The 12,513-nt window shown below is 61.5% G+C and carries 9 protein-coding genes; 3 read left to right on the top strand and 6 right to left on the bottom strand.

The features are described 5' to 3' along the window. Window position 1: 1 nt before the first annotated feature. The 6 genes from I6E74_RS00700 to I6E74_RS00725 form a co-directional block, all read right to left on the bottom strand. A complete protein-coding gene (locus I6E74_RS00700; RefSeq protein ID WP_197122064.1) occupies window positions 2–1,423 on the bottom strand; it encodes a GH1 family beta-glucosidase in 1,422 nt (473 codons plus the stop codon). Continuing rightward, complete coding sequence (locus I6E74_RS00705) at window positions 1,423–2,334, bottom strand: carbohydrate ABC transporter permease (RefSeq protein ID WP_197122067.1); 912 nt, start codon at window positions 2,332–2,334, stop codon at window positions 1,423–1,425. Before I6E74_RS00705 ends, I6E74_RS00700 begins: the two co-directional genes overlap by 1 nt. Then, window positions 2,331–3,428, bottom strand: a complete 1,098-nt coding sequence (locus I6E74_RS00710; protein WP_197122070.1) for a carbohydrate ABC transporter permease — start codon at window positions 3,426–3,428, stop codon at window positions 2,331–2,333. The genes I6E74_RS00705 and I6E74_RS00710 overlap by 4 nt, the downstream gene beginning before the upstream one ends. A gap of 69 nt (window positions 3,429–3,497) precedes the next feature. Then, on the bottom strand, window positions 3,498–4,811 hold the full coding sequence (locus tag I6E74_RS00715) for an extracellular solute-binding protein (RefSeq protein ID WP_197122073.1): 1,314 nt from the start codon (window positions 4,809–4,811) through the stop codon (window positions 3,498–3,500). Window positions 4,812–5,066: 255 nt separating this feature from the next. Continuing rightward, window positions 5,067–5,615, bottom strand: a complete 549-nt coding sequence (locus I6E74_RS00720) for a thioesterase family protein (RefSeq protein ID WP_197122076.1) — start codon at window positions 5,613–5,615, stop codon at window positions 5,067–5,069. 67 nt (window positions 5,616–5,682) lie between these two features. Continuing rightward, on the bottom strand, window positions 5,683–6,591 hold the full coding sequence (locus I6E74_RS00725; RefSeq protein WP_197122079.1) for an endonuclease/exonuclease/phosphatase family protein: 909 nt from the start codon (window positions 6,589–6,591) through the stop codon (window positions 5,683–5,685). 138 nt (window positions 6,592–6,729) lie between these two features. Between I6E74_RS00725 and I6E74_RS00730 the strand changes: the two genes are divergently transcribed. From I6E74_RS00730 to I6E74_RS00740, 3 genes are read left to right on the top strand one after another with little or no spacing between them, the layout of a single operon-like run. Further along, window positions 6,730–10,254: a TM0106 family RecB-like putative nuclease gene (locus I6E74_RS00730; protein WP_197122082.1), complete on the top strand. Its 3,525-nt coding sequence runs from the start codon at window positions 6,730–6,732 to the stop codon at window positions 10,252–10,254. A gap of 26 nt (window positions 10,255–10,280) precedes the next feature. Further along, window positions 10,281–10,601, top strand: a complete 321-nt coding sequence (locus tag I6E74_RS00735) for a nucleotide pyrophosphohydrolase (RefSeq protein WP_197122085.1) — start codon at window positions 10,281–10,283, stop codon at window positions 10,599–10,601. Continuing rightward, on the top strand, window positions 10,588–12,378 hold the full coding sequence (locus I6E74_RS00740; protein WP_197122090.1) for a DUF2075 domain-containing protein: 1,791 nt from the start codon (window positions 10,588–10,590) through the stop codon (window positions 12,376–12,378). Before I6E74_RS00735 ends, I6E74_RS00740 begins: the two co-directional genes overlap by 14 nt. Window positions 12,379–12,513: the final 135 nt, after the last annotated feature.

Genomic DNA, 12,513 nt, shown 5'->3' on the forward strand with positions numbered 1-12,513 from the left:
ATCAGGAGGCCTTCTTCGTGGCAGCGATGTGGGCTGCATATTCCGTGGCGCTGCGCTTCGGGATGCGCTCCTGGGTGTCGTAATCGACGTAAACAATCCCGAAACGCTTGTTATAGCCCCACGCCCATTCGAAGTTGTCGAGGAGCGACCACACGAAGTAGCCGCGCACGTCAGCGCCGTCGGCAATGGCATCCGCGACCGCCTGAATGTGCTGGGCGATGTAGCTGGCACGCTTCGGGTCATCGATGGTGTCGCCGACGCGGGTGTCGTCGTACGATGCGCCATTTTCGGTGACATACAGCGGCGGCAGAGTGGGATATTCCTTGCCGAGCCGCACGAGAAGAGTGCGCAGCCCGCTCGGGTTGACCTCCCAGTCCATGGCCGTGCGCGGAAGATCGCGAGGGGGCATCGTCACAAACTCGCTGCCAACAAACATGGAGCGACCGGGCTTAGTGGTGGGGCGAAGTCCGGGTGCTGCATCGGCGGGAGCGGGATGCCCACTCACGTTGTCGTCGTGGTAGTGGTTCACTCCCAAGAAGTCGATGGGGGCGGAGATGATCGCAAGGTCGCCCTCCTGCACATACTGCTCGAAGTCGTACTCGCGCATGTCTTCAATGACGTCGGCCGGGTAGGCGCCCAGCACGAGGGGCTCGAGAAACATGCGGTTCCAAATGCCGTCGATGCGGCGTGCGGCGTCGAGGTCGACGGGATCGTTCGGGTCGTTCGGCACGGCGTTGGTGAGGTTGAGCGTGATGCCGAGCTCAATCTCGCGGCCCTGGGCTGCAGCGAGCTTGCGCAGTCGTTCGGCGGCGAGACCGTGCGCGAGGTGCTGGTGATGCAGCGCAGCCAGACCCTGGTTCGGGTCGGTGAGACCGGGAGCGTGCTCGCCGGCAATGTAGCCAATCAGCGACGAGCAGAGCGGCTCGTTGAAGGTAGTCCAGTGGCTGACGCGATCGCCGAGAGCGTTGTACACAGCCTCGGCATAATCGGCGAACCGGTACGCGGTTTCGCGGTTCGCCCATCCGCCCTTCTCCTGAAGCGCCTGCGGCAGGTCCCAGTGATAGAGAGTGAGCCACGGCAGGATGCCGGCCTCCAGCAGCGAGTCAACAAGTCGACTGTAGAAGTCGAGGCCCTCGGCGTTGGGCTCGCGGTCGCCGGGAACAACACGGGCCCAGCTGGTGGAGAAGCGGTAGGAATCGAGCCCCAGCTTCTTCATCAACTGCACGTCATCGTTCATGCGGTAGTAGTGGTCGACCGCAATTTCGGGGGTGTCTCCGTTAGCGACGGCGAGCGGCTGGCGGGCATAGTGATCCCAAATGGAATCCTCTTTGCCGCCTTCGTGAGCTGCTCCCTCGATCTGGGCAGCGGCGGTGGCGGATCCCCAGAGGAAGCCTTTCGGCCAGGTGGTGGTGAGAGTGTTCATTAGCCTTTTACTGCTCCTGCCATGATGCCCGAGACGAGTTGCCGTCCGGCGAGAATGAAGATGATGAGCAGCGGCAAGGTGGCGAGCACCGCTCCCGAAAGCACGACCGAGTAGTCCACGTATTTTGCGCTCTGCAGCTGGCTCAGCGCAACCTGCAGGGTCGGATTTTGTGGTGCAACCAACAGCGGCCACAAGTAATCGGTCCACGCGGTCATGAAGGTGAAGAGTCCGAGAATCGCCATCGCGGGGCGGGCCGCGGGGATTCCGACGTTCCAGAAGGTGCGGAACATATTGGCCCCGTCGACACGGGCCGCTTCGATGAGTTCGTCGGGAATGACATCCACCAAATATTGGCGCATGAAGAACACCCCGAATGCTGTCACGAGCGTTGGCACGACAACAGCGCCGAGGGTGCCCGTCCAGCCGAGCTCTTTCATGAGCATGAACTGCGGGATGATGCCGAGTTGGGTTGGCACCGCAAGCGTGGCGATCACGAAGATCATGAGTCCTTCGCGGCCTTTGAAGCGCAGCTTCGCGAACGCATAGCCGGCCAGAGTCGAGAAGAAGATCACCGAGGTCGTGATGATCGTCGAGACGATGATGCTGTTCAGCAGCGACTGCCAGAACGGAACGGTGGAGAGCACTTCGCCAACGTTGATCCAGAAGCGACCGCCGGGCAGCAACGGTGGCCAGGTGGCGGTGATGGCCGTGTTGTCGCTCGAGCCAACAACGTACGACCACCACAGCGGGTACGAACCGCCGAGGAACAGGGCCATCAGCAGACCGTAGATCAAGAAGCCGGGGCGTTCGGCGAGTCCACGGGCGCGGCCGCGACCACGGCGCTTCTCGTCGGCTAGGGCCTGCTTGTCGGCGGCGCGATCGGGGGTTCGTGTGGGGCTCGTGGTGCTCATGAGCTCTTCTCCTCGTCTACGACGGATGCCGCTGGCACGCCGGTGGGGTTGGCCGCGGTGGTGGCGCGGTAGCGCGCAAGTTTCTTGGCTCGGCGCTTCGAAATGACCTTCACTTCGGTCGAGGCGATCTTGCGCGAAATCCAGAAATTCAGCATTCCGATGCCGACGATGATGATGAACAGCAGCCACGCGATGGCGGAGGCCTTGCCGAAGTCACCGCGGTTGAACGCCATGTCCCACAGGTACAGCACGGTGGTTTGGTACTCGCGATGAGCACCGCCGAGGTTCGCGCTGGTGGGGTTAAAGAGCTTCGGTTCGGTGAAGATCTGCAGGCCACCGATCGTGGCGGTGATGATGACGAAGATCATGGTCGGGCGGATGCTCGGCAGCGTCATCGAGAAGAACCGACGCACGGCTCCCGCTCCATCCAGGGCTGCCGATTCGTAAATGTCGCGGGGAACAGCCTGCATCGCGGCGAGAAGAATGAGCGCGTTGTAGCCGGTCCAGCGCCAGTTGACCATCGTGGCGATGGCGAAGTGGCTGGGGAAGACTTCGCTCTTCCACAACACAGGGTCAATGTTGAAGGAGGTCAGGATGTTGTTGATGAGCCCGTACTTTTCGCCGAACGCACTCGAGAAGATGATGGCGACCGCGACCGGGGTCACGATGTACGGGATCAGAATGCTCATGCGCCAGAAGGTTTTGGCGCGAAGGTTTTGGTCGAGCAGGGCTGCGATAAAGACGGCGGCGACCAGCTGCGGAATCGCGCTGAGCAGGAAGATGCTCATCGTGTTGAAGAGCGAGTTCCAGAAGTAGGGGTCGTTGAGCTCGGCGACATAGTTGTCGAAGCCGATCCATTCACCGGCACCGCTCAGGATGTCCCAGTCGTTGAGCGAGACAACAAACGTGTAGACGAGGGGGAAGAGCCCGATGAGTGCGAAGAGCACAAAGAAGGGGGCGATATAGAGGTAGGGGGACGCTTTCACGTCGAGGCGACTCAGACGCTGCCGCCGGGTGAGCCGTGTCGCATTGCGCTCGGAGCGCTTCTTCGCCTCACCTGAATCAGGTCGCGGCGGGCTCGTCATCGTCGTCATGAGATATCGCTTTCAAGAAGTGAGGCCCCCGGCCAGGGGATGACCGGGGGCCTCAATTGCTGCTGTGGACTAGTTGAGGTCGAGGTTCTTTAGAACCTCAAGCGCGTTGTTCCACGCGGTGTCACCGTCAACACCCGAGTCGAGTTCCTTGGTAGCGGGGCCAAAGACCTGCTCCTGAATAACTGAATCGTTCGGGCCCTTGTACTGCGAGGTCACGCCTTCTGCACGCGATCCGAGGATCGTGCCGATGGGAGCATCGTTGAAGAAGGTGCTGAGCTCGCTGGTGCCGGTTACTCCGTCATCCGTCTGAGCTTCGATCACGCTGGGGAAGGTTCCTGCAGCTTGGAAGGCGGCAACTTCGGACTCAGCCGAGGTCAGGTAAGCGGCGAGCTTTGCTGCCTCAGCAGGGTGCTCCGACTGGGTCGGAACGGTCAGGAAGGCGCCGCCCCAGTTTGCTGCTCCACCGGGGAAGACGTCTGCGAAGTCCCAGCCGCTTGTGGCGTCTCCGCCTGCTGCTTCGACCTGTCCCTTGACGACACCGAGCATCCAGCCGGGGCACATGAACGTGGCGAATGAGCCATCAACGAAGGCCTTTCCCCCGCCCCAGTCCCACGCGCTCTGCTCAGCCGAGAGACCGGATGCTGCACCGTCGGCGAGGAGGTCCCACTGCGACTTGAGGTCGGCGTTGCCTTCGATGTCGATCTCACCGTCTGCGGTGTAGTAGCCCTCGTCAAGCTGGTTGACCATGGCGTTCCAGACGAAGCCGGAGTGGTCGTAGAAGGCTGCGCCGGTTGCTGCGTTGTAGTCCTTGCCAACCTGGAAGAAGTCTTCCCACGTCGCGCTGTCGCCACCGAAGAGTTCGGCTACGGCGTCGCGGTCGCCGGGCATTCCGGCGGCTTCGAGGAGGTCTCCGTTGTAGCAGAGGCCCTCAGGGCCGATGTCGGTTCCGTAACCGATGATGCGGCCGTCGGCGTCGGTGCCCTGAGCGAGCTTCCAGTCGACCCAGCGGTCCTTGATGTCGTCTGCGCCATATTCGCTGAGGTCAACGAACGTGTCGGAGACCTGCATGACCTGGCCGAGCCATCCTTCTTCAACGGCCTGAACGTCGGCGAGACCGGCGCCTGCTGCCTGCTTGGTCTTCCAGTCGGTCAACGCGTTTCCACCGGTGTCGATGTTGGTTGCCTTGATGGTGATGTTGGGGTTCTCGGCTTCGTACGCTGCGTACAATCCGTCGAGTCCCATCGTGCCGAAGGTGGTCACGGTGAGGGTGATGGGGCCATCGCTGTCTCCACCGTCAGTTGCTGAACAACCGGTGGCGAGAAGAGCGAGAGATGCTGCGCCGGCGACGGCTGCAACCATCTTGGTGCGTCGTTGAGATTTCACGGTCACTTCCTTGTGAATGAGGGTTATTGGTGTCCGAAAGAGACCCCCATCAGGAATGAGAGCGCTCTCACGATTGCAGACTGATCTTATGAGAGCGCTCTCTCGAATGTCAAGAGAGCGCTCTCACATCCGCGAAAGTCACACAAATGACTGCAAACGCTTGCGGTGCGGGACGGCCCGGAAACCAGCACAACCCCCGCGCCCCGGCCCGTTATGCGGCGAGGTGCAGGGGTTGGCGAAGAAAACTGGAGGCGCTTACTCCCAGACGCTGGGGGCTTCGACGCGACTGACGGGTAGCGCGACGTGATCAGCCCACTCTTGAACCCACTCAGGCATGGCCGGGGCAGGGGCATCCCATCCGATGGTTTCGAGCAGTTCGGCTACGGGTACGGTGCCGCCGGAGCTCTTGAGAAAACGCGCGCGGGTCATGGCCTGGGCATAAATCTGACCATCGACAACGAAGCGTTGTTCCACGAAGACGGCTTTCTCGTCGTAGCCCACGACGCGGCTCTCAAGCTGAAATTCTTTCCACAGATCGAGCGACTTGCGAAAGCTGATGGTCTCGTTGGCCATGACGGGGTAAAAGCCTTTAGCCCGCAGCTTCTGCCAGCCGCCGGCGCGGATAAGGAGATCCATGCGGCCGATGTCCATGATCGAGAAGTAGCGGCCATTGTTCATGTGGCGCAGCAAGTCGACATCCGTGGGCAGCACCCGCATCGTCATGCTGCCGACATCAGTGATGCCGAGCGGCGAACGACGTGTGCTGAGGAAGCGATGAAGGATGGTGCGGAAGATCAGGTTCACTCGCCCAGATTAGGTGAATCGTGATCGAGTCCGTAAATCGTTTGTGGGGATGCTCTAGCGCGTGGAGCTATTTCGCCCCAACAAAACGCACAACGGCCTGCACTGGCGCATGATCCGACGGCCAGCCGCCCGAATACCGCGTGACGTTGATGCCTGTCTGCAGGACGGTCACGTCGGGCGTTGCAAGCACCCAGTCAATTCGTTTGCGATTGTGCTTCGGCGGGCCGTAATTGGGGAACGTTCCCCACACCTGGGTGAGACGCTCCTCGGCGGTGTTCCACGTGTCGACCAGCAGCCCGTTACCGGTCAGCTGGTCATAAGGGTGAGTGTCAGCATCCGTATTGAAATCGCCGGTCATGATGGTCGGATACGGAGTCGCCTGCACGATGTTTCTCAACGCGTCAGCAGAGTGAAGGCGCGACGTGCGGGAACGGTGATCGAGATGCGTATTCACGGCCTGAAAGTGGATGCCGGTGGCGAGGTCACGGAAGATCGCTTCCACCACGACGCGCGGGGTGCGATTGCCCCACGAGACCGATCCCGGAACATTCGGAGTATCGGAGAGCGCGGACTGCCGCCACTCGACCACCTGCAGACGAGTGGAATCGTAAAAGATGGGGCAGCCTTCGCCACCCGTGTTCCTTTCGCGACCGTGGCCGAGCGAACGATAGTGCTCCCCCAACGATTGGCCAACAAACCGCGCCTGAGTGAATAGTGCCTCTTGCACGCCGACCAGCGCTGGTTGTTCGGCAGCGAGGAGACGTGCCATCAACGGCTTGCGGCGTCTCCACAGGTCAGGGCTGCGTGGCAAAAGTTCTGGGCCGCGACGACGGATGTTGTAGGTCATCACATGCAAACCGGGGGCGTCGACGGGGCCAATCATCGAGCTACCGCGGGGCGGGAACGCCAATTGGGGCTCACGCTCCGGGGCGAGCGCAGAAAAGTGCTTCGACCGTGGGGTGGTGATTCCCGTCATAGTTCCAGCCTAAGGCGTGGTGTGGTGTTTCGGTGGGGTCGGGCGCGTGAAATGCCTCGCCGCAACGACTTGTCGATCTGCGCGGTTGCGGCACGGGCCAACGACGATGTCGCTCCCCGACCATATTCTGATTGAGACATGTACCTTCTCACCGATACCGCTCTCGTCACGAGCGCCAGCGATCTGACCCAAGCCTCGAACTGCGAGTTCGGCTTTCTGCGCGTGCTCGACAAGCGGTTGGGGTTCTCGACTGATCCGCTGCCCGACGACGATGCGATGCTCATGCGGGCGGCCGAGCTCGGCAACGCTCACGAGGCCCGCCTGCGGGATCGCTATCGCGACGAGTTCGGTGATGCGATGGTCGAGTTCGATAAGCCTCCGGGGCGGGATGCCGCAGTGCTGCGCGACTACGCCGCACGTACGCGCGACGCGCTTGTGGCCGGTGCCCCCGTCATTTTCCAAGGCGTCTTCTTTGACGAATCCGACCCGGAGTCGCCGTTCATTGGGTACGCCGACTTTCTCGTCAAGCAGCCCGACGGGAGCTATCGGGTAGTCGACTCGAAGCTCTCGCGCCACGTGCGCGTCACCGCGCTGCTTCAACTGGCGGCGTATCACGAGCAACTTCTGAAGCTTGGTGTTCCCGCCGACGGCACCGTCGAGTTGATTCTCGGCAACGACACCTCCGAGCTCGCCGCCGTGGCCGACATCGCCCCCGTGTTCCGGCGCCGTCGCGCCCGTATGCACGCGATCATTGCCGAACATCGCGCCGAAGGTACGCCCGTCGACTGGCATGACGAACGCTATGCGCGGGATGGCCGCTGCAAGTTCTGCAAGGAACCATCGCAGGCTGCCGATGACCTGTTTACCGTCGCGGGATTGCGGGCCGGGCAGCGCACGAAGTTCTTGGCGGCGGGCATCCACACCCTCACTGACTTAGCGGAAACCGCGGAACGTCCCGACGACCTCGCGATCCCGAAGGCGAGCTTCGCGAAGCTTCATCTTCAGGCCAAGCTGCAGCACACGGTCGACCCGGCTGACAACCACGCGAAACCGCCCGTCGTGGTTGTCGATCCCCTGCCGATTGCGAGCCTGCCCGCGCCCAACCCCGGCGACCTCTTCTTCGACTTCGAGGGCGACCCGATGTATTCGGAGCCCGGTATCGGCGGAACGCCGCGCTGGGGCCTCGACTACCTCTTCGGCTGGGTGGATGCCGCGGGCGACTTCGACTGCCTCTGGGCGCACTCCCTTGATGAGGAACGAACCGCGCTGCGGTCATTCCTGAAGTTCGTGACGGAGCGGCGGCAGCAGCATCCGGGCCTCCACATTTATCACTACGCCGCCTATGAGAAGACGCATCTGCTGAGCATTGCCGCGCGGCATGGGGAGGGTGAGGATGTTGTCGACCAGCTGCTGCGCGAGGGTGTGCTCGTTGACCTGTATCCGATCGTGCGGGGCGCGCTGCGCATCGGAACGCCGTCGTATTCGATCAAGAAACTCGAGCCGCTCTATATGGGCGACGAGGAGCGCGCCGGGGTGACGAACGCGGCCGATTCGATTGGCGAGTACGTCGAGTCGAGCGTGGCGGCAGCCAACGGCAACATGGAACGAGCGACCGAAATTCGGGATGCGATCGCCCGCTACAACGAGTACGACTGCGTGTCGACGCTCAAGCTGCGCGATTGGCTGCGGGCGCTGCCCGAGGTGCAGGGCGTGACCGTCGACGTCGATGAGACCGAGCTCGACGTGAAGGCTTTTGAGCCCAGCGCGCTCGACCTGCAGCTGCAGGCCCTCGGCGACGACGCCGAGGAACGTGGCGATGACACTGCCGCGAGCGCCTATCGAATGGCCGCTGCCGCCATCGATTATCACCGGCGCGAGGTCAAGAGTTTTTGGTGGGAGCACTACGACCGCCTCGAGCAGCCCTCCGAACTGTGGGAAGACACTCGCGGAATCTTCGTGGTCGACAGCGCGATGCTCACTCAGGATTGGCATAAGGAAGGACGCCAACGCACCGAGCGTCGGCACCTGTATTTGCGCGGCCAGTGGGCGCCGGGCAGTAGTGCGCCGCGGCCGGGCGGCGACGTGTTTCTCGTCTACGGCAACCCGCTTCCGTACGTTCCGCCGGGCCATCGGGCCGGGCAACGTATTGCCCGCGCCGTGCGTTTCTCTGACCCCGCCGAGGATGCCGACGGCATCTTCGTGATCGAGACCCGCCCCGACGAGATTCCGGCCTGGGACGAAATGCCCACTCACATCACGCCCGGCCCGCCCCCGCGCGCCGACAGCATCGTCGCAGCGATCGAGGCCTGGGGTGAGACGGTCGTTGCGGCTGCTCCCGAGTGGCCCGACGACGCGATGTCTGATCTTCTGCTGCACAAAGCGCCCGCCACGGTGAGCGCCCTCGAACCGATGAAAAGTGCGGATGACGGTGTGCGCGCCGTCATCGCCTCGCTGGTCTCGCGGCCGAGCGGCTATCTCGCCGTGCAGGGCCCTCCCGGCACGGGCAAGACGTATCTCGCCGCCCATGTCATCCACGAACTTGTCGAGAGACATCACTGGAAGGTGGGCATCACTGCGCAGTCGCACAAGGTGGTCGAGAACGTTCTCGATGCGGTGGTGCTCGACGCGAGCCTCAACCCGGAGCTGGTGGCGAAGGCGGTGCCGGGCGAGTTCGGGCCGGGCTATTACGCCGACGGTCCGTTCAGCGAACTGCCCTACAACGGTCACGCGGGTTTCGCCCTTGAGCACGAGAATTCGGGCTATGTCATCGGCGGCACGGCGTGGGATCTGACGAACCGCAAGCGCGTGCAGGCCGACCAGCTCGACCTTCTCGTGATCGATGAGGCGGGACAGTTTTCGCTGGCGAACACGATCGGGGTGGCGGCGAGCGCGAAACGAATCTTGCTGCTCGGCGATCCGCAGCAGCTTCCGCAGGTGAGCCAGGGCATCCATCCGGCCCCGGTCGATGGTTCGGCGCTGGGTCATGTGATCGGCGAGCTGGCGGTGCTTCCGGATGACTTCGGTTACTTCCTGGAGGAGAGCCGCCGCATGGATGAGGCCGTCACGCGCCCCGTCTCGCAACTTTCGTATGACGGCCTACTGCGTTCGCACGCGTCAACAGAGGGGCGGATGCTCGCCGGCGTCGTCCCTGGCCTGCACTCGGTACCGACCGCGCATGTCGACAACTCGACGTTCGCGAGCGAAGAAGCCGACCGCGTGGTGGAGCTGGTGCGCGAGCACCTCGGAGCCCTCTGGACATCGCAGGCCGGCGGCACCCCGAAGCCGCTCGATGAGGACGGCATCATCGTGGTGACGCCCTACAACGCGCAGGTCGAACTCATCCGTGGCCGTCTCGATGTTGCGGGCTATTCGCGCGTCGTCGTCGGCACGGTCGACAAGTTCCAGGGCCGAGAAGCAGTCATCTCAATCGTGAGCCTCGCCGCCTCGAGCGCCGACGATGTGCCCCGCGGCCTCGACTTCCTGCTCTCCCGCAACCGCCTCAACGTCTCCATCTCGCGCGCCCAGTGGGCGGCGTACCTCGTCTACTCGCCCGCGCTGCTCGACTCGCTGCCGCAGACCGCGGAGGGTGTGGCGACGTTGAGTCGTTTTATCTCGTTGGTTGAGGGGTCCATGCTCTCCGAAGTCGACGCTCCGGCCGTCTGAGCGGGGAACGCTGCTAGGTTGGCGATATGGATGAACCTTCGCTCCGAGACGAGATCAGGGCCTTCGTGGCGGAGCGTGCTTGGGCACAATTTCACGCACCCGAAAACCTGGCGAAGAGCATCTCAATCGAAGCGGGCGAGCTTCTCGAGTGTTTTCAGTGGAACGCACAGGCCGATCCAGTGCGAGTTCAAGAAGAACTCGCCGACGTCTTGACCTACTGCTTCATGCTTGCTGATCGAATAGGAGTAACTCCCGATCAGATCGTTAGAGACAAACTTGCCGTTTCACGGGAAAAATACCCCGTCGAGAAAGCCCAAGGTACGAGCACTAAATATGACCGACTTTGAGATTGAGCGGGTCGCGTTCAAGAAGCAAGACATCGGAGTCTGGGCTCAACTAAGCGCGCGGAATACCAATTGGCCGGTGGTCTATGTTCTGGACGACGCAGAGAAAACCGTGGCAGGCAAGAGGTCGCGTCTCAGCGACGTCTATGTGGGCGAGTCGCGCAATGCAGCCGGCAGGATGTTGCAGCACATCGACTCGAGCAGCAAGAGTCACCTTAAGACGGTACGTGTGGTGATCGACAGCACATTCAATAAGTCAGCCTGTCTAGATCTAGAGTCCTACCTCATTCGTCTGCTTGCCGGGGACGGAACTTATCGTGTGTTGAACCGGAACGACGGGATCACCGATTCCGATTATTACGATCGTGAGCGTTATCAGGCATCGTTCCGGGAAGTCTTCGAGGAACTACGGTCCGACGGCGTTTTCACGCGCACAATCCCGGAGATCGAGAACAGCGACCTCTTCAAGCTGTCCCCGTTCAAGTCGCTCAGCCCTGATCAAGCAATCGCCGTTGAAGACATCGTCGAGGGTTTGTTCGAGAACCTCGAGAAGAGCAAACTCAGCACAATTGTGATTCAGGGCGACCCGGGCACGGGGAAGACGGTAATTGCTATCTACCTCATGAAGCTACTCGTCGACATCGCGCAATCCGAACCGGGCAATGACATCGACCAGGATTCGATGTTCTCCGAGTTTTTCGCATCCGGTTACCCTCAAATCCTCGACGGATTACGGCTCGGAATCGTTGTACCGCAACAGTCGCTGCGAAAGTCCATTCAGAACGTCTTCGCGAAGACACCCGGATTGACTAGGGGCATGGTGATGACTCCGTTCGAAGTCGGAGAGTCCACCGAAGACTTCGACATTTTGATCGTCGACGAAGCGCACCGCCTGAACCAGCGAGCTAACCAAGCCTCTGGGCCCCAGAACACCAAGTTCAAAGAAATTACTGAAGCTCTCTTTGGAACTGACGATAAGACTAAGACACAGTTAGATTGGCTGCGCGCCAAGAGCCGCCATCAGATCTTGCTCATCGATGAAGCTCAGAGCGTTCGCCCCGCCGACCTCCCGCTGTCTGTGACACGCGCTTTGGTTCAAGACGCGAAGACTGCCAGCAATCACTACAGACTCGCATCGCAGATGCGAGTGCGGGCCGAGTCGGATTACGTTGGCTACGTCCGCCGCCTAATCGGTGCCGCATCGATCGAAGCGAAAACTGCTCCACTGATACCTGAAGAATTTGCGGGCTACGACTTCCGCCTGTTCGACAGTGTCGTGCAGATGCACGACGAAATTCGCGAGAAGGACGCCGAGTTCGGCTTGTCTAGGCTTACCGCTGGCTACGCGTGGGAGTGGAAGTCAAAGAAGCAACCCGCCGCCTACGACATTGAAATCGACGGCTGTCAGCTTCGCTGGAACAGCAAGGCGGTGGATTGGATCGCTTCCCCAAATTCAGTTGACGAAGTCGGCTCGATTCACACCGTTCAGGGATACGACCTCAACTATGCCGGCGTTATCATCGGGAATGACCTGAGATACGACCCCGAAACTGACTCGCTATTCATCGACCGTGACTCCTACTTCGACAAGAAGGGCAAGGAGAACAATCCAACGCTCGATAAGGTCTACACCGATGCCGATCTGCTGCAGCTAATCAGCAATGTTTATGCGGTGCTCCTCACCCGTGGAATTCGCGGCACGTACGTCTATGTCTGCGATCCCGACCTCCGCGACTACCTGCAGAAGTTCATCCCGGCCAGCGCTGTAGAAACGGAGTGAGGCCAGCCGCCGCAAGGTTGCGTTCCTCCCCATCGGCACAGCCACGGAGACTCCATGAAACTTTCTAGTGCCCAAACTGACCGCGCCACCGGCGTGATGCTCGCGATGGCCTGCGGCGATGCTCTCGGCGCCGTT

The organism is Salinibacterium sp. SWN139, assembly GCF_015864625.1.
Taxonomy (GTDB): domain Bacteria; phylum Actinomycetota; class Actinomycetes; order Actinomycetales; family Microbacteriaceae; genus Rhodoglobus.

Coding starts and splice junctions, on each gene's coding strand:
- I6E74_RS00700 (WP_197122064.1), bottom strand. CDS start 1,423: ATGAACACTCTCACCACCACCTGGCCGAAAGGCTTCCTCTGGGGATCC.
- I6E74_RS00705 (WP_197122067.1), bottom strand. CDS start 2,334: ATGAGCACCACGAGCCCCACACGAACCCCCGATCGCGCCGCCGACAAG.
- I6E74_RS00710 (WP_197122070.1), bottom strand. CDS start 3,428: ATGACGACGATGACGAGCCCGCCGCGACCTGATTCAGGTGAGGCGAAG.
- I6E74_RS00725 (WP_197122079.1), bottom strand. CDS start 6,591: ATGACGGGAATCACCACCCCACGGTCGAAGCACTTTTCTGCGCTCGCC.
- I6E74_RS00730 (WP_197122082.1), top strand. CDS start 6,730: ATGTACCTTCTCACCGATACCGCTCTCGTCACGAGCGCCAGCGATCTG.
- I6E74_RS00735 (WP_197122085.1), top strand. CDS start 10,281: ATGGATGAACCTTCGCTCCGAGACGAGATCAGGGCCTTCGTGGCGGAG.
- I6E74_RS00740 (WP_197122090.1), top strand. CDS start 10,588: ATGACCGACTTTGAGATTGAGCGGGTCGCGTTCAAGAAGCAAGACATC.